Origin of the sequence: Streptomyces macrolidinus (assembly GCF_023887685.1) — a bacterium.
Taxonomy (GTDB): Bacteria; Actinomycetota; Actinomycetes; order Streptomycetales; family Streptomycetaceae; genus Streptomyces; species Streptomyces macrolidinus.
In genome coordinates, this window is the sequence record NZ_JAMWMR010000001.1 from 444,398 (window position 1) to 460,641 (window position 16,244).

A 16,244-nucleotide genomic window follows, 5' to 3' on the forward strand; every position below is an offset into this window, starting at 1 on the left:
ATCCCGATTGTCCCCGGCTGCGACTACTGTCGGGTCATGGACGGGACTGCACCGAAGGCCTCCGAGAGCCCCGCGCGGTACGAGAACGGCGGGGCGGACGGCCCGGCGTACGGCGCGGCGGACGTCGAGCGTTGGGCGGCCGAGCCCGACAAGCGCCCGGGGCGCACCGCGTTCCAGCGGGACCGTGCGCGGGTGCTGCACTCGGCGGCGCTGCGCCGCCTCGCGGGCAAGACCCAGGTCGTCACCCCGGGCACCTCGGGCCAGGCCCCGGCCTGGGACGCCACCCCCCGCACGCGGCTCACCCATTCGCTGGAATGCGCCCAGGTCGGCCGCGAGCTGGGCGCCGCCCTCGGCTGCGACCCGGACCTCGTCGAGGCCGCCTGCCTCTCCCACGACCTCGGCCACCCGCCCTTCGGGCACAACGGCGAACAGGCGCTGAACGAGTTCGCGCGGGACTGTGGTGGCTTCGAGGGCAACGCCCAGTCCCTGCGACTGCTCGCCCGGATCGAGCCGAAACGGTTCGTCAGCAGCGCGGCGACGGGGCGGCTCGTCAGCGTCGGCCTGAACCTGACCCGCGCCGTCCTCGACGCCGCCACCAAGTACCCCTGGCCGCGCGGCGCCCACCCCAGCGACCCCGCCTCCCCCAAGTTCGGGGTCTACGACGACGACCGGCCGGTCTTCGACTGGGTCCGCCTGGGCGCCCCCGGCCACCGCACCTGCTTCGAGGCGCAGGTCATGGACTGGTCCGACGACGTGGCCTACTCGGTGCACGACGTGGAGGACGGCCTGCACGCGGGCCATGTCGACCCCGACTGTCTGCACGCGGAGCCCGAGCGGCAGGCGGTCTTCGCCGTCGCCGTCGGGCGCTACGTACCGGCGGACACCGACCCCGACGAACTCGCCGAGGCCCTCGACCGGCTGCTCGCCCAGGAGTGGTGGCCGCACGGCTACGACGGTTCGGCGGTCGCCCAGGCCCGCCTCAAGGACGCCACCAGCCAGCTCATCGGACGCTTCTGCCTGGCCGCCGAGGGCGCGACCCGCGCGGCGTACGGCAGCGGCCGGCTGACCCGGTACGCCGCCGAACTCGTCGTACCGCGCAGCACCCGGATGGAGTGCGCGGTCCTCAAGGCGGTCGCCGACCGGTATGTGATGCAGCGCGCCGAGCAGGAGCGGCTGCGCGCCGATCAGCGGGTCGTGGTCGCCGAGCTGGCCGAGGCGCTCACCGCTCGCGCGCCCGAGGGGCTCGATCCGCAGTTCCGGGCGCTGTTCGAGGAGGCGGCCGACGACCGGGCCCGCAAGCGGGTGATCGTCGATCAGATCGCCTCGCTCACGGACATCTCGGCGCTGGCCCTGCACGCGCGACTGGTGGGACTCCGGTGACCCGGCCTGACCAGGACCCGAACCTGCCCCGGACCTGACTCGGACCCGACCTGAACCTGACCCGGACGTGACCGAGCGTGGCCTGATCGGGTCACTCCCTCTTCCCGCATCACGCTGCGTGCGGGACGCTCGCAAGGGGCGACATCCTCACGAGGAGGCATCACGTGGTCGACGAGGACCAGACGTTCGTCATCGTGGGAGGAGGTCTGGCCGGCGCGAAGGCGGCCGAGACGCTCCGGGCGGAGGGCTTCACCGGCCGCGTGATCCTCATCTGCGACGAACGCGACCGCCCCTATGAGCGGCCTCCCCTGTCCAAGGGCTATCTGCTCGGCAAGGAGGAGCGCGACAGCGTCTTCGTGCACGAGCCCGCCTGGTACGCCCGCCACGACGTCGAACTGCATCTCGGCCAGACCGTCGTCGCCGTCGACCGCGCCGCGAAGACGGTCCGCTACGGCGACGACGGGACGCTCGTCCACTACGACAAGCTGCTGTTCGCCACCGGCGCCGAGCCCCGGCGCCTGGACATCCCGGGCACGGACCTCGTGGGCGTCCACCATCTGCGCCGCCTCGCCCACGCCGAGCGACTCAAGGGCGTACTGAGCGCGCTCGGCCGGGACAACGGCCATCTGGTGATCGCGGGCGCCGGCTGGATCGGCCTGGAGATCGCGGCGGCGGCCCGCGAGTACGGCGCGGAGGTCACCGTCGTCGAGCCCGAGCCGACCCCGCTGCACGGCGTCCTCGGCCCCGAGCTGGGCAATCTCTTCGCCGAACTGCACCGCGAACACGGCGTCCGCTTCCACTTCGGGGCCCGGCTCACCGAGATCGTCGGCCAGGACGGCATGGTGCTGGCCGCCCGCACCGACGACGGCGAGGAACACCCCGCGCACGGCGTGCTCGCCGCGATCGGCGCTGCGCCGCGGGTGGCTCTCGCGGAGGCGGCCGGACTGGAACTGGCCGACCGCGCGCAGGGCGGCGGTATCGCGGTGGACACCGGGCTGCGTACGTCCGACCCCGACATCTACGCGGCCGGTGACGTGGCGTCCTTCCCACTCGACCTGTTCGGCACCCGGCTGCGCGTGGAGCACTGGGCGAACGCGCTGAACGGCGGCCCGGCAGCCGCCCGCGCGATGCTCGGCCGCGAGGTGACCTACGACCGGGTGCCGTACTTCTTCTCGGACCAGTACGACGTGGGGATGGAGTACTCGGGGTGGGCGCCGCCCGGTTCGTACGACGAGGTGGTGATCCGGGGCGACGTCGGCAAGCGGCGCTTCATCGCGTTCTGGCTGCGGGAGGGGCGGGTGCTGGCCGGGATGAACGTGAATGTGTGGGACGTCACAGAGCCCGTTCAGTCGCTGATCAGGGCGAGGACGGTGGTGGACCGGGAGGCGCTCGCGGACCCGGCGGTCGCGCTGGAGACCCTGTCCGCCTAGGTGGCGGCGGGGTGGGCGCGGCAGCGCGTGCGGTGCCCCGCTCGCCGCCGGGGGCGCGGCACGGGCCCGCCGGGCTGTCCGTGCGCCCCCGTAGAATCTCCTCGTGGCAGGACGGATCAACGACGAGGACGTGAAGGCGGTACGGGACGCGGTCCCGATCGACTCCGTCGTGGCCGAGTACCTGCAGTTGCGCAACGCGGGCGGCGGGAACCTCAAGGGCCTGTGCCCCTTCCATGACGAGAAGTCGCCGTCGTTCCAGGTCAGCCCGAGCAAGGGCCTGTTCCACTGCTTCGGCTGCCAAGAGGGCGGCGACACCATCACGTTCGTGATGAAGGTCGACCACCTCACGTTCTCGGAGGCGGTCGAGCGCCTCGCCGCCCGCGCGGGCATCACGCTGCGGTACGAGGAGGGCGGGTACAACCCCAGCCACCAGCGCGGCGAGCGGATCCGCCTGGTCGAGGCGCACCAGATCGCCGCCCAGTGGTACGCCGAGCAGCTCGGCACCAGCCCCGAGGCCGAGACGGGACGCGTGTTCCTGGCCGAGCGCGGCTTCGACCAGGCCGCCGCGGTCCACTTCGGCGTCGGCTACAGCCCCCAGGGCTGGGACCACCTCACCCGCTATCTGCGCGGCAAGGGCTTCAGCGACAAGGAGCTGCTGCTCTCCGGGCTCTCCCAGGAGGGCCGCCGGGGGCCCATCGACCGCTTCCGCGGCCGACTGATGTGGCCGATCCGCGACATCGGCGGGGACGTGGTCGGCTTCGGCGCGCGCAAGCTGTACGAGGCGGACAACGGCCCGAAGTACCTGAACACCCCCGACACGGCGATCTACAAGAAGTCGCAGGTCCTCTACGGCATCGACCTGGCGAAGAAGGAGATCGCGAAGTCGAGCCGCGCGGTCGTGGTCGAGGGCTACACGGACGTCATGGCCTGCCATCTCGCGGGTGTGCCCACGGCCATCGCGACCTGCGGCACGGCCTTCGGCGGTGAGCACATCAAGATCCTGCGGCGGCTGCTGATGGACAACGGCTCGGCGCGGGTGATCTTCACGTTCGACGGCGACGCGGCCGGTCAGAAGGCGGCCCTGCGTGCCTTCGAGGACGACCAGAAGTTCGCCGCCGAGACATACATCGCGATCGCGCCGGACGGGATGGACCCCTGCGAGCTGCGCCTGGCCAAGGGGGACGAGGCCGTCGCCGATCTGGCCCAACCCCGTACGCCGCTCTTCGAGTTCGCGCTCCGGCAGATCGTCGGACGCTATGACCTGGAGACCCCCGCGGGCCGCGCGGCGGCGCTCGACGAGGCGGCTCCGGTCGTCGCCCGGATCAAGAACAGCGGCGCTCAGCACGAGGTCGCGGTGCAGCTCGCCGGGATGCTCGGCATCCTGGACACGCAGTTCGTGGTCAAGCGGGTGGGACAGTTGGCCCGTTGGGCGCGTCAGCGGGGCGGCAGGGGCCCTGCGCCGACCGGGCCGCGCCCGGCGCAGCCGTACGAGGCGGCGCCGCGCCGGAGCGCCTCGGGCCCGGCGCTCAACCTCCGCAACCCGGTCTACGCGACCGAGCGCGAGCTGCTCAAACTGGCCCTGCAGCAGCCGGAGTTGGTCTCCCCGGCGTTCGACGCGTACGGCGTGGACGAGTTCACCGCGGCGCCGTACGCGGCGGTCCGCGAGGCGATCCTGGAGGCGGGCGGGGTGGAGTACGGCGCCCAGGACCCGCAGGAGTACCTGATCCGCGTTCGCGAGGCGGCCCCCGACGACACGGTCCGCGCCATGGTCACGGAACTCGCGGTCGAGGCGATCATGCGCCGCACGGTCGACGAGGTCTACGCGGGCACGGTCCTCGTCTCGGTCCGCCGCCGCGCGGTCGAACGCCGCGTCCGCGACGTCCAGAGCACCCTGACCCGCCTGGGCCCCCACGGCGACCCGGCCCACCTGTCCGCGGTACAGAACGAACTGTGGGTACTCCAGCAGTACGACCAGGCGTTGCGGGAGAGGGGCGCGGCGGCGCTCTGAACGCCGCCGCGTGAGCGGTTACGCCTCCGGGTGCGCGTCGGGCGGTGTGACCCCGAGGTGATCGGTGATCGCCTGAAGCTGCTCCATCATCGCCACTTGGCCGGAGACCAGGGCGCCGAGAAGCTTGCCGTGCTCGGTCAGGGTCTTGGTGTGCGCCTCCAGCGCCTTGCTCTGCGCCTCCAGCGCCTTGCCGTGCTCCAGTTGCGTGTCACGCAGTGCCCGGATCAGTTGCATATCGGACCGACGCTGCACTTACAGTGCGGCCACGTCACGGTCGGAGCCCACGGCAAGGTTCTGCGTCGTGGTCTGCTGCTCCACGACCTGACTCACCTGTGCCTCCAGCGCCTCGATGCGCCGCCGCAGCTCCTCGATCTCGCCCATGCCACCCATCCTGCCTTACTCGGGGAGACTTCAGCGCCCCCGGCCATCAGTCCGATGGTCCAACGAACTGAGTAACCAGGCGGTCACGGAACGAACTCAGAAAGTGGTCGCACGCCCCTCGTGGTGGCCTTGTGTCGTACTCCACACTGGATTCCGGTTCCTGAGTCCTCGGAGCGTGGCCGACCCGTGTACGGCGGGTCCGGCACCCCGCGGTTCCGCTCGACGACCACGGGATGCCCGGCGGCATCCCCGACGTACCGCTGCCGCACGCCCCCCGCAGCGACATCCCTGGAGGTCGCCCCCGTGCAGACCCAGACCCTCACCCAGACCGACACCCCTGCGGACGAGCCGGACGTGGAGAGCGACGTCCTTTCGGCCGTGCCCTCGCAGAGCCGGCCCGCGCACCACCCCGAGGCGGGGCCCGGCGCGGCCGTAGAGGCGCCCGAGCCCGTCGAATCGTTCCGCGGCGCCACCGACCCCGGCCCGTCCTCGGACCTGTTCCGCCAGTATCTGCGCGAGATCGGCCGCGTCCCCCTGCTCACGGCCGAGGAGGAGGTCGAACTCGCCCGCCGTGTCGAAGCCGGCCTGTTCGCCGAGGAGAAGCTCGGCAACACCCCCGACCTGGACACCCAACTCGCCCTGAATCTCGACCGGTTGGTGGTCATGGGCCGGGTGGCCAAACGGCGGCTCATCGAGTCCAACCTGCGGCTCGTCGTCTCCGTCGCCAAGCGGTACGTCGGCCGCGGGCTGACCATGCTCGACCTGGTCCAGGAGGGCAACCTCGGCCTGATCAGGGCCGTCGAGAAGTTCGACTACGCCCGCGGGTACAAGTTCTCGACGTACGCGACCTGGTGGATCCGCCAGGCCATGTCGCGCGCCCTGGCCGACCAGGCGCGCACCATCCGCGTCCCGGTCCACGTCGTCGAGTTGATCAACCGGGTCGTGCGCGTCCAGCGCCGGATGCTCCAGGAGCGCGGCTACGAGCCGACACCCCAGGAGGTCGCCGCGCACCTCGGCCTGCCCGGCGAACGCGTCCGCGAGGTGCTGCGGCTCGCCCAGGAGCCGGTCTCGCTGCACGCGCCCGTGGGCGAGGAGGACGACGTGGCCCTCGGCGACCTCATCGAGGACGGCGACGCCGCGAGCCCGGTCGAGTCCGCCGCCTTCCTGCTGCTCAGGCAGCACCTGGACGCGGTCCTGTCCACCCTCGGCGAACGCGAGCGCAAGGTCGTACAGCTCCGGTACGGACTGGTGGACGGCCGCCCCCGCACGCTGGAGGAGATAGGCCGCATCTTCGGCGTGACCCGTGAACGGATCCGCCAGATCGAGTCGAAGACCCTGAACAAGCTGCGGGACCACGCGTACGCGGAGCAGTTGCGGGGATATCTCGACTGACCCGCCCCTCGACCGGCCCCCGAACGACCGGGGCCGGTGCTGGAGTTCAGCACCGGCCCCGGGCCCCGGGTGTCCGGCGTCAGTCGACCTCGGCCACCGCCTGCGCGAACTGCGCCTTGTACAGCCGCGCATACGCCCCGTCGGCCGTCAACAGCTCGCCGTGCGCGCCCTGTTCGACGATGGACCCGTTCTCCATCACTAGGATCGTGTCCGCGTCCCGGATCGTCGACAGCCGGTGCGCGATGACGAACGACGTCCGCCCGTGCGCGAGTTTGGCCATCGCCTTCTGGATGAGCACCTCGGTACGGGTGTCGACCGAACTCGTCGCCTCGTCGAGCACCAGGATCACCGGGTCGGACAGGAACGCCCGCGCGATGGTGATGAGCTGCTTCTCACCCGCGCTGACCCCCGTGCCCTCGTCGTCGAGCACGGTGTCGTAGCCGTCCGGCAGCGTCCGGATGAACCGGTCCGCGTGCGCGGCCCGCGCCGCCTCCTCGATCTCGTCGCGCGTGACCTCGCGCCGGGCACCGTAGGCGATGTTCTCCGCGATCGTGCCCCCGAACAGCCAGGTGTCCTGGAGCACCATCCCGATCCCGGCCCGCAGCTCGTCCCGCGACATCTTGGCGATGTCGACACCGTCGAGCGTGATCCGGCCGCCGGTGACCTCGTAGAACCGCATCAGCAGGTTCACGAGCGTCGTCTTGCCCGCGCCCGTCGGGCCGACGATCGCGACCGTCTGCCCCGGTTCCACCTTCAGCGACAGGTCCTCGATGAGCGGCTTGTCGGGGTCGTAGCGGAACGACACGTTCTCCAGCGCGACCCGGCCACGCAACTCGTCGGGGCGCATCCCGGGCTCGGGGTCCGCCTCCTGCTCCTCGGCGTCCAGGAGTTCGAAGATCCGTTCCGCCGAAGCGACGCCCGACTGCACGAGGTTCGCCATCGACGCGACCTGCGTGAGCGGCATCGAGAACTGCCGCGAGTACTGGATGAAGGCCTGGACGTCACCGATGGACAGCGAGCCGGAGGCGACCCTGAGCCCACCGACGACCGCCACCAGTACGTAGTTCAGGTTGGAGACGAACATCATCAGCGGCTGCATCACACCGCTGTTGAACTGCGCCTTGAACCCGGCCTCGTACAGCTTCTCGTTCTGCTCGGCGAACTGCCGCGCCGACTGTTCCTGGCGCCCGAACACCTTCACCAGCGTGTGCCCGGTGTACATCTCCTCGATGTGCGCGTTCAGCGCGCCGGTGGTGCTCCACTGCTGCACGAAGTGCGGCTGCGAGCGCTTGCCGACGCGCGTGGCCACGACGAAGGAGAGCGGCACGGTCACCAGCGCGACCAGGGCCAGCAGCCACGACACCCAGAACATCATCGCCAGCACGCCCACGATGGTCAGCAGCGAGTTGACGAGCTGCCCCAGCGACTGCTGCAGCGTCTGCCCGATGTTGTCGATGTCGTTGGTCGCGCGGCTGAGCACCTCACCGCGCTGCCGCTGGTCGAAGTACGACAGCGGCAGCCGCGACAGCTTCGCCTGCACGTCCTCGCGCAGCCGGTAGACCGTCTTGTTGATGGCCCGGTTGGAGAGCCGCGTGGAGACCGCCATCAGCAGCCCGGCCACCAGGAACGTCACCAGCGCCAGCAGCAGTACGTCCCCCACGGCACCGAAGTCGATGCCCTTGCCCGGCGTGAAGTCCGTCCCCGAGAGCATGTCGGCGACGCGGCCCTCGCCGCGCTTCCGCATGGCGTCGAGGACCTGCTCCTTGGACGCCCCCGAGGGCATCTGGCGGCCGATGATCCCGGCGAAGACCAGGTCGGTCGCCTTGCCGAGGATCTTCGGCCCGACCACGGACAGGGCCACGCTCAGCACACCGCAGGCGACCATCCAGTACATCAAGGCGCGTTCGGGCTTGAACTGGGCGAGGAGCCGCTTCCCGGACCCCTTGAAGTCCATCGAGCGCTGGTCGGGGCCGCCGGCCATCATGCGTCCCATGGCCATCAGGCAGCCTCCGCTTCCGTGAGCTGGGAGAGCACGATCTCCCGGTAGGTCTCGTTGCTCGCCATCAGCTCGTGGTGGCTGCCGGTGCCGACGACCCGGCCCTCGTCCAGGACCACGATCCGGTCGGCGTCGCGGATGGTCGACACGCGCTGGGCGACGATCACCACGGTCGCCTCGGCGGTCTCCCGCCCCAGCGCCGCGCGCAGGGCCGCGTCCGTGGCGTAGTCGAGCGCGGAGAAGGAGTCGTCGAAGAGGTAGATCTCCGGGCGCTGCACCAGCGTGCGGGCGATGGAGAGCCGCTGCCGCTGCCCACCGGAGACATTGGTGCCGCCCTGCGCGATGGGGGAGTCGAGGCCGTCCTCCAGGGCCGTCACGAACTCCTTGGCCTGCGCCACCTCCAGCGCGTGCCACAACTCCTCGTCGGTGGCGTCCGGATTGCCGTACCGCAGATTGCTCGCGACCGTACCCGCGAACAGATACGGCTTCTGCGGGACGAGCCCGACCGTCCGCGCCAGCAGCCCGGGATCGATCTCCCGGACGTCGACGCCGTTCACGAGCACCTCGCCGTCGGTGACGTCGAAGAGCCGGGGGATCAGCCCGAGCAGGGTCGACTTGCCGCTGCCGGTGGACCCGATGACCGCCGTGGTCTCGCCGGGCCGCGCCACCAGGTCGACGGCCTTGAGCACCGGCTCCTCGGCGCCCGGGTAGCCGAACCCGCCGCCGCGGATCTCCAGATGACCGTGGCGGCGCATCTCGACGACGGGCGCGGTGGGCGGCACGACGCTCGACTCGGTGCCGAGCACCTCCTGGACGCGCTCGGCGCACACCTCGGCGCGCGGCACCATCATGAACATGAACGTGGCCATCATCACGGACATCACGATCTGCATGAGGTAGGCCAGGAAGGCGGTCAGATCGCCGATCTGCATCCCGCCGCTGTCGATACGGTGCGCGCCGAACCAGACCACGGCGATCGAGGAGAGGTTCACCACCGTCATCACCAGCGGGTACATCAGCGCCAGCGTGCGGCCGGTGCCGAGCGAGATCTCGGTGAGTTCGGTGTTCGCGCCCTTGAAGCGGTCCTTCTCGTACGCGTCCCGGACGAAGGCGCGGATGACGCGGTTGCCGGTGATCTGCTCGCGCAACACCCGGTTCACCGTGTCGAGACGGACCTGCATGGCGCGGAACAGCGGACGCAGCCGGCGCACGATCAGCGCCACGCAGATGCCGAGCACCGGGACCACCGCGACCAGCACGCCGGACAGCGGGACGTCCAGACCGAGCGCGAGCACGATGCCGCCCACACACATGATGGGCGCCGACACCATCAGGGTGAACGTCATCAGGACGAGCATCTGGATCTGCTGGACGTCGTTCGTGGTCCGGGTGATCAGCGACGGCGCCCCGAACCGGCCCACCTCACGGGCGGAGAAGGACTGGACGCGGTCGAAGACGGCGGCCCGGACGTCCCGGCCGAGGGCCGACGCCGTCCGGGCGCCGTAGTAGACGGCGCCGATGTTGCACACTACCTGGCCCAGCGAGACGGCGATCATCAGGCCGCCGAAGGACAGGATGTAACCGGTGTCCCCCTTCACCACACCGTTGTCGATGATGTGCGCGTTGAGGGTGGGCAGATAGAGCGTGGCGCAGGTCTGCACGAACTGCAGCAGCACCAGCAGGCCGATGGGTTTCTTGTACGGGCCCAGATGGGCCCTCAGAAGTCGTATGAGCACGCGGGATCTCTCGGAGTCGTCGGCGGACCGGGGTGGTCGGGATGCACCACCCCCTATCGTCGAACACTCCACCGGCGTTACCTCAACCGATTAACCCGACGAGCGGCGTGTTACGGCCGGAACGCGCCCGGGTGGGTCTGCTCGCGCACCGAGACGTACTGCTGACGCACGGCCTGGCCCACCGCCAGCTCCTCGCCCGGCTCCAGGACCTGGGCGACCGCGCCCTGCCAGGCGGGCGGGGTGTGGGGGTCGAGGGTGCCCTGGGACACACCGAGCGCCCAGGCCGCCTGCCGGGCCGCGCCGATCGCCGCGTAGTCGGCGGGCTGCACCACCACGACCTGTACGCCGAACAGCGCGGGAGCCACCGCCTGCACGGCCGGCAGCTCCGCCGCGGCGCCCAGCAGGAAGATCCGCCGTACGTCGACCCCACGGCCGCGCAGGACGTCCAGCGCGTCCGCGAGCCCGCACAGCATGCCCTCGAACGCGGCCCGCGCCAGATGCTCGGGCTTCATCGACTCGCGCCGCAGACCCGTCAGGGTGCCCGCGGTGTGCGGCAGGCTGGGCGTCCGCTCGCCCTCCAGATACGGGAGCATGACGAGCCCGTGCGAGCCCGGCGTCGACTTCATCGCGAGGTCGGACAGCGACCGCAGATCGGGAACGCCGAGCAGCTCGGCGGTGCCGCGCAGGGCGCGCACGGCGTTGAGCGTGGTCACCACCGGCAGATGCATGCCCGTCGCATCCGCGAGCGAGGTGATCATCCCGGTCGAGTCCACGAGCGCCTCGGGGTGCACCGCCATCACCGACCCGGAGGCACCGAGCGAGACGACCGCGTCGCCGGGCCCGATGCCGAGCCCCAGGGCGGCGGCCATGGTCTCGCCGGTGCCCGCGGAGATCAGCAGCCCCTCCGGCGTCGTCCCCGCCGCCTCGGACGGGCCGATCACCTCGGGCAGCACGGCCTGGTGACCGAGCGCCAGCTCGACGAGGTCGGTGCGGTAGGCGCCGGTCGCGGCCGACCAGTACCCGGTCCCCGAGGCGCCGCCGCGGTCGGTGGTCCTGCGTGTGGGCCGCCCCAGGAGCTGCCACACCAGCCAGTCATGGGCCTGCAGCAGCAGGGCGGTGCGCTGCGCGTTGTCGGGTTCGGTCCGCGCGAGCCAGCGCAGCTTGGTCACGGGCTGCGCGGCCTGCGGCACACACCCGACGGCCTCGGCCCAGGCCTGCCGCCCGCCGAGACCGTCCACGAGATCGGCCCCGGCGACCTGCGCCCGCCGGTCACCGCCGACCAGCGCGGGCCGCACCGTGGCGCCCTGGGCGTCGAGCGGGACTAGGGCGTTCGGCTGCGCGGAGACCCCGATGGCCTGCACGCCTTCCAGCAGGCCGCCGGCCGCCGCCTCGCCGAGGGACAGCAGCCAGGCCTGCGGATCCACGTCGGAGGGGCGGCCTCCGCCTTCGGGGCGCTCCACCGGATGCGGTGCATAGCCTTGCCGCAACACGGCCCCCGTGTCCGCGTCACAGACGACGATACGAGTGAAATCGGGCGAACTGTCCAACCCGGCGACTATCCCCATGGCGGAAATTCTGCCGTACCGACGGGGGTGTGCGTGCCGCGCCCGGGGCTACGGGCAGGCCCGCGGTGGTCAGCCGGTGCTCGTACCCCAGTCGTCCTCGCCGACGCCCTTCGTACGCCGCTCGCGCAGGGAGCGCACCCGGGCCGCGATCGAGTCGGGCACATGGGTCTTGCCGCTCACCGCGTGATAGGCCCGGCCCGCGTAGTCGCGGCCCTGCTGGGCGGCGGATTCGGCGGTGTTGCGCACCGCGGGGTTCTGCGCGACCTGACGAGCGGACTTCTTCATCTGCTCGTACCGCTCGCGCCCGGCCCGCGTGCCCAGTACATAGCCGAGAGCCACCCCGGCGAAGAACGTGAGCCGATAGCGCATGGCGGTCACCCTTCCCTAGCTTCTGCGTCGTCCCCCGTGGGGCATCGATCGCGGGGGGATACCGATTGGCGGAGCACCCCCCTGCTTGCGCTAATGTATGTGTCGCAGCGAGCGAGCGCCCCCTGGCAGATGCCGAGGGAGGTACGTTCGATGCGAACGAGGCATTCCTCCGTAGCTCAATTGGCAGAGCAGCCGGCTGTTAACCGGCAGGTTACTGGTTCGAGTCCAGTCGGGGGAGCTCGGTCCTCCGTAGCTCAATTGGCAGAGCAGCCGGCTGTTAACCGGCAGGTTACTGGTTCGAGTCCAGTCGGGGGAGCCCAGATGGATCAGGACCCCACAGGGGTCCTTTTTCATGCCCGCAGGAACCACCGCACGCGCTGCGGAGTCCTCAAGGTCAGATGAAGCCGACCATCCGAAGCAGGAGATCGTATGAGCGGCTATGCTGCGGCAGACGGCGCGCACACTTGTGCGCGACGCGCCGTACGGGGCGGTAGCTCAGCCGGTTAGAGCAGCGGACTCATAATCCGTCGGCCGTGGGTTCGAGTCCCACCCGCCCCACCGCGCGGTTCCCCTGCGGAACCGTTTCTACCTGCGGTGACGTGAGAACCGGGGCCGCCACTCCACAGGGGCGGCCCCCGTTCATTCGTTCAGACCAGGATCGAGTGGCCTTACAGTGGCCCGGACGGCCTTGCTGTGGCCAACAGACGGTCACGCCTTCTTGAGCTGCTTCGGTCGTCGCTTGCCCCCGGCCCGGCCATCGGAGGGCGCGGGCAGAGGGCGCCACTGGGTCACGTCCAGATCCTTCGGCCGGGCGATGGTGAAGCGGAGCAGGGCGTTGTGCGGACGCAGCTCCTCCGGGTAGTGGTCGCTCAAGTTCTCGATGCGCATCGCATCCCACCCACGGTCGGCGCAGTGCTCGCGAATCCATTGCAACGCCGCGTAGGCGGCTTGTTCCTGGCCCCTCCAACGGTGCTGATCCGTCCGAGTGCGGGAGCTTCGGGAGCCGTCCGCGCTTCGACGGTCCAGGCGTTGGCGTCGTCGCGCGCGCAGCGGGTGAACAGGACGACGACGCCATCGTGGAACGCCTCTTCGGGGAACTCCAGCCTTTGGTGGACGTCGTAGGACACAACGCGCGGCACGACGGAGACGATGGACTCCGCGTCGGTCCGCATCATCTCGGGCACAACGCTCGTGTAGGTGTCGGAGGTGACCTGCCGGGAGAAGTGCCCCAGCCGCTCCTGTACGACCTTGATGTCGTTCTTCGCGAGCAGCGACAGCGTCGCGGAGATGTGCCGGAGATCATGGAGGCGCACAGGGGGTAGTCCGGACAGCTCCACGAGGCGTTTGAAGCGGCGCGACACCCAGTCGGGGTGAAGGGGTTCTCCGTTCTCCTGGGTCCACCCCCGGTCAGATTCGACCCACGCCTCTACCTCGCTCCACTCCTGACGTTCCTTCACTTGCTCACCGCGCCAGTGGCCCAGGACCTCGCCGTACTGGCGGTAGGCGACCTCGACCATCTGCGCCGAGATTCGGAGCCAGAGGGCATCGAGGTTGACTTCAGGCCAGGGCAGCGCGCACATCTCCCCGCGGCGGGGGCCGCTGAAGATGAACGCGTACCAGAGGGAGTAGAGCCGGTCGTCCCTTACGAAGTCGAGGAATTCACCGGTCTGCTCAGGGGGCCACACCATGACCGGACTCGGCTTCTGGCCGGTCGTCTTCCAGTGCTCGACGCGTTCCGGGGTCCAGACGAGGGGCTTGGGGCGGCTGACGGCCGGCAGCTCGACGAGCCGCGCCCAGTTCTTGGCGAATGCCTCCTCGGTCTTGATCCTCCAGGCGATGGCCGAGCTGAGGGTGTCGTTGATGCGGTGCATGGTCGCTGCGGAAGTGACCTTCCGCAGGCCTCGGCGTCCGTCGCGCAGTGCGTTGTTCGCAGCCAGGTACTCCTGCCGTGTTCGGCGCCGTCCCTCGGTCTTCCCCTTCGCGCGTATCCACGCGGTCTCGGCTGCGTCTCGACGCTCGGTCAGTTCATCCACGCGCAGCTTGTGGAGGACGCGTTCGGCGTTCTCCTTCTGTATGGCGTCGTACATACGGTCCAGGTGGCGCACACGGAGGTCTCGCCTCTTGAGGTGCCCCAGGTGCGGCCCGAGGTAGAGATTGACGTGCTCCATGTAGCCGTGGCGGGTGGTCCGGGCCAAGGACTTCTTGGCGTTGAGCCAGCGGGCGAGGAAGTCGGCCATGGTCTCGTCGGAGATCATCCTCGGCCTGCAAGACCCGCAGACCCGGGACGCCGCACTGTCCACTGGCGAGGGGGACGACCTCCCCTACGAACGGCAGCTCTGGGGAAACCTCGCCCGGCGCTGCGTTCCGCCGCACACCGACAAGGCCCCGCCGCTCCTCACCCTCCTCGGCTGGGCCGCCTGGCGACAGGGCGACACCACCACTGCCAGCCACGCCTTCACGGACGCCCTGGATATCTACCCCGGATACACCCTGGCCGGGCTGCTGCTCGGCGAAATCCGCACCGAGTGCGATCCGGCCTCGATCTTGGAAGTGTTCCGTGACGAGGCAGCGCGGTTCACTGCGAGCCGAGCGGACCTCGACACCCTCTGACTGTCACGGCGGCCCCGGCACACACCGCCGGGGCCGCCCCAACCCTGCACCCCACGCCAGCACCCACCGCGCACTGAAGAAGCACAGGGCACGGCTCCAGCGCCCGCAAACAGCGCCTGGCCGCAGGAGTTGCCGCCGAGCGAGGGAACCTTGAAAGCGCGTCCAACGGAGAAAGGACAGACGAGCGGGTCGCCGGGCTCCGAACGCGCGTCGGAAGGTGACGTGGGGGATCCTGTCCGCGAACTGCCCCCATCCACTGTGTGTCCACTGGATCTTGGTCCGAACGACTGAACGGGGGCCGCCCCTGTGGAGTGACGGCCCCCGTTCTTGCGTCTCCGCAGATAGAAACGGCTCTCCGGGAGAACCTTGCGGCGGCCGGGTGCTAGCAGTTGCGGTAAAGCACCGGCCGACATGTGAAGCGCGGTTCGTTCTCAGATCGAATCGATCTGCCAGGCGATCACACCGGTTGCTCCCTTGGTGGCGTCGACATCGAGGCGTATCTGACGGGGCGCTGTGATCCGCTGCTGGGCCACGGACTGATCGCATGGGAGCGTGGACTGCTTACCGGCGCTCGCCGGTGTGAAGGTGACGTGCGCGCTGCCACTGCCGACGCACACGAGGGTGAGACGGTAGGCCTTGCCCGCGTCGAGCATCGGTTCGGTATGGATGCCGTCCGTCACGCGTTCGGTGCCGCCTTCGACCAAATGCCCGGTGTGGACGGCGGCAAGGGCGTCTTGCGCTTGCTTGGTGAGCTGCTGTTCGGAGAGGCCGGTCGCCGTCGGGGATGAACTCGGCGTCGGCGGTGAACTGGCGGAGGCGTGGTTGTCATTACCGGAGGAGGTGCAGGAGGCCAGCGTGAACACTGAGGCTGCCAGCGCGCATCCAATGATCCACACCCGTGAACGTGAAGGGCTCATGAGGAGGTTTCCCAGTACTTCCAGCCGGTCTCCTTCGTGGGTAGCGTTGCCGATCCGTGCGCGATCTCTACTCCGCCGCAGGTCTTGGCGTTCAATCGGTACCGCTTCCAGGTGATCTTGTACCCCCACGAACCGTACTGAAGATGTCCGTACTTCTTCTTGGCGATGTTGTGCGTGTACTCGTGGCCTGTGGTGATGGTCACGCTACTGGTGACCTTGGCACTGACGCTGACCTTGGCCTTGGCCAGGAGCGCACCGGCTTGGAATTCGCCGCTGCCCGCGACCTCGAGGGAGATGGTGCCGCCTTTGATCACAGACACCTTCATGGTGCCGCCCGGACCGTCCTTGTACTTGGTGCCGTTCCACCATGACGGGACGTGGGTGGCCTTCTTCGAGGTGACGTTGTACCAGGTGGATGGGTAGTCGCACATGGTGGCCCCCCGGCCGGACCCCGGCCGGC

14 protein-coding genes, 3 tRNA genes and 1 pseudogene are annotated in these 16,244 nt (G+C 70.0%); 8 read left to right on the plus strand and 10 right to left on the minus strand.

Going from position 1 to position 16,244, the window contains the following annotated elements; genetic code table 11:
• The first annotated feature begins 36 nt into the window (after nt 1-36).
• From NGF19_RS02110 to dnaG, 3 genes are all read left to right on the plus strand, one after another.
• The gene (locus NGF19_RS02110; protein ID WP_252421696.1) at nt 37-1,380 is read left to right on the plus strand and encodes a deoxyguanosinetriphosphate triphosphohydrolase; all 1,344 of its coding nucleotides are present in this window, start codon (nt 37-39) and stop codon (nt 1,378-1,380) included.
• A gap of 164 nt (nt 1,381-1,544) precedes the next feature.
• A complete protein-coding gene (locus tag NGF19_RS02115; RefSeq protein WP_252421697.1) occupies nt 1,545-2,810 on the plus strand; it encodes an NAD(P)/FAD-dependent oxidoreductase in 1,266 nt (421 codons plus the stop codon).
• A gap of 103 nt (nt 2,811-2,913) precedes the next feature.
• Complete coding sequence (gene dnaG / locus NGF19_RS02120) at nt 2,914-4,818, plus strand: DNA primase (protein ID WP_252421699.1); 1,905 nt, start codon at nt 2,914-2,916, stop codon at nt 4,816-4,818.
• An 18-nt stretch (nt 4,819-4,836) separates the two neighbouring features.
• On the opposite strand, the gene NGF19_RS02125 is transcribed toward dnaG, so the two are convergent.
• On the minus strand, nt 4,837-5,052 hold the full coding sequence (locus tag NGF19_RS02125; RefSeq protein ID WP_252421700.1) for a hypothetical protein: 216 nt from the start codon (nt 5,050-5,052) through the stop codon (nt 4,837-4,839).
• Nucleotides 5,053-5,070: 18 nt separating this feature from the next.
• Nucleotides 5,071-5,199 carry a hypothetical protein gene (locus NGF19_RS30570; protein WP_289733837.1) on the minus strand — a complete coding sequence of 43 codons (129 nt, stop codon included), beginning with the start codon at nt 5,197-5,199 and terminating at the stop codon, nt 5,071-5,073.
• A gap of 150 nt (nt 5,200-5,349) precedes the next feature.
• On the opposite strand from NGF19_RS30570, the pseudogene NGF19_RS02130 reads away from it, so the two are divergent.
• Nucleotides 5,350-6,591, plus strand: a pseudogene (locus NGF19_RS02130) (RNA polymerase sigma factor).
• Between the two features lie 79 nt (nt 6,592-6,670).
• Here the strand turns inward: NGF19_RS02130 and NGF19_RS02135 are convergent.
• The 4 genes from NGF19_RS02135 to NGF19_RS02150 form a co-directional block, all read right to left on the minus strand.
• Nucleotides 6,671-8,590 carry an ABC transporter ATP-binding protein gene (locus NGF19_RS02135; protein WP_252421702.1) on the minus strand — a complete coding sequence of 640 codons (1,920 nt, stop codon included), beginning with the start codon at nt 8,588-8,590 and terminating at the stop codon, nt 6,671-6,673.
• Nucleotides 8,590-10,323 carry an ABC transporter ATP-binding protein gene (locus NGF19_RS02140; protein WP_252421703.1) on the minus strand — a complete coding sequence of 578 codons (1,734 nt, stop codon included), beginning with the start codon at nt 10,321-10,323 and terminating at the stop codon, nt 8,590-8,592. Before NGF19_RS02140 ends, NGF19_RS02135 begins: the two co-directional genes overlap by 1 nt.
• A gap of 110 nt (nt 10,324-10,433) precedes the next feature.
• Nucleotides 10,434-11,888 carry an FGGY family carbohydrate kinase gene (locus NGF19_RS02145; RefSeq protein ID WP_252421704.1) on the minus strand — a complete coding sequence of 485 codons (1,455 nt, stop codon included), beginning with the start codon at nt 11,886-11,888 and terminating at the stop codon, nt 10,434-10,436.
• Nucleotides 11,889-11,957: 69 nt separating this feature from the next.
• Nucleotides 11,958-12,257 (minus strand): YtxH domain-containing protein, encoded by a 300-nt coding sequence (locus NGF19_RS02150; RefSeq protein ID WP_252421705.1) that lies wholly within the window; start codon nt 12,255-12,257, stop codon nt 11,958-11,960.
• A gap of 165 nt (nt 12,258-12,422) precedes the next feature.
• On the opposite strand from NGF19_RS02150, the gene NGF19_RS02155 reads away from it, so the two are divergent.
• The 3 genes from NGF19_RS02155 to NGF19_RS02165 all read left to right on the plus strand — a co-directional run bounded on the left by NGF19_RS02155 (nt 12,423) and on the right by NGF19_RS02165 (nt 12,815).
• Nucleotides 12,423-12,495, plus strand: a tRNA-Asn gene (locus tag NGF19_RS02155).
• A gap of 5 nt (nt 12,496-12,500) precedes the next feature.
• Nucleotides 12,501-12,573, plus strand: a tRNA-Asn gene (locus NGF19_RS02160).
• Nucleotides 12,574-12,741: 168 nt separating this feature from the next.
• Nucleotides 12,742-12,815, plus strand: a tRNA-Ile gene (locus tag NGF19_RS02165).
• 150 nt (nt 12,816-12,965) lie between these two features.
• Here the strand turns inward: NGF19_RS02165 and NGF19_RS02170 are convergent.
• Nucleotides 12,966-13,145 carry a hypothetical protein gene (locus NGF19_RS02170; protein WP_252421706.1) on the minus strand — a complete coding sequence of 60 codons (180 nt, stop codon included), beginning with the start codon at nt 13,143-13,145 and terminating at the stop codon, nt 12,966-12,968.
• Nucleotides 13,127-14,512 carry a tyrosine-type recombinase/integrase gene (locus NGF19_RS02175; protein WP_252421707.1) on the minus strand — a complete coding sequence of 462 codons (1,386 nt, stop codon included), beginning with the start codon at nt 14,510-14,512 and terminating at the stop codon, nt 13,127-13,129. The genes NGF19_RS02170 and NGF19_RS02175 overlap by 19 nt, the downstream gene beginning before the upstream one ends.
• On the opposite strand from NGF19_RS02175, the gene NGF19_RS02180 reads away from it, so the two are divergent.
• On the plus strand, nt 14,493-14,867 hold the full coding sequence (locus tag NGF19_RS02180) for a DUF4192 family protein (protein ID WP_252421709.1): 375 nt from the start codon (nt 14,493-14,495) through the stop codon (nt 14,865-14,867). The genes NGF19_RS02175 and NGF19_RS02180 overlap by 20 nt on opposite strands.
• A gap of 431 nt (nt 14,868-15,298) precedes the next feature.
• Here the strand turns inward: NGF19_RS02180 and NGF19_RS02185 are convergent, their stop codons facing one another.
• Both NGF19_RS02185 and NGF19_RS02190 read right to left on the minus strand, forming a co-directional pair.
• Nucleotides 15,299-15,730 (minus strand): DUF6023 family protein, encoded by a 432-nt coding sequence (locus tag NGF19_RS02185; RefSeq protein ID WP_252421710.1) that lies wholly within the window; start codon nt 15,728-15,730, stop codon nt 15,299-15,301.
• 50 nt (nt 15,731-15,780) lie between these two features.
• On the minus strand, nt 15,781-16,244 hold a 464-nt coding region (locus NGF19_RS02190; protein ID WP_252421711.1), incomplete at its 5' end, for a hypothetical protein.

Bases quoted from the DNA above. Each gene is read 5' to 3' on its own strand.
- NGF19_RS02110 (WP_252421696.1), top strand. From the start codon at position 37: ATGGACGGGACTGCACCGAAGGCCTCCGAGAGCCCCGCGCGGTACGAG.
- NGF19_RS02125 (WP_252421700.1), bottom strand. From the start codon at position 5,052: ATGCAACTGATCCGGGCACTGCGTGACACGCAACTGGAGCACGGCAAG.
- NGF19_RS30570 (WP_289733837.1), bottom strand. From the start codon at position 5,199: ATGGGCGAGATCGAGGAGCTGCGGCGGCGCATCGAGGCGCTGGAGGCA.
- NGF19_RS02135 (WP_252421702.1), bottom strand. From the start codon at position 8,590: ATGGCCATGGGACGCATGATGGCCGGCGGCCCCGACCAGCGCTCGATG.
- NGF19_RS02145 (WP_252421704.1), bottom strand. From the start codon at position 11,888: ATGGGGATAGTCGCCGGGTTGGACAGTTCGCCCGATTTCACTCGTATC.
- NGF19_RS02150 (WP_252421705.1), bottom strand. From the start codon at position 12,257: ATGCGCTATCGGCTCACGTTCTTCGCCGGGGTGGCTCTCGGCTATGTA.
- NGF19_RS02170 (WP_252421706.1), bottom strand. From the start codon at position 13,145: ATGCGCATCGAGAACTTGAGCGACCACTACCCGGAGGAGCTGCGTCCG.
- NGF19_RS02180 (WP_252421709.1), top strand. From the start codon at position 14,493: ATGGTCTCGTCGGAGATCATCCTCGGCCTGCAAGACCCGCAGACCCGG.
- NGF19_RS02175 (WP_252421707.1), bottom strand. From the start codon at position 14,512: ATGATCTCCGACGAGACCATGGCCGACTTCCTCGCCCGCTGGCTCAAC.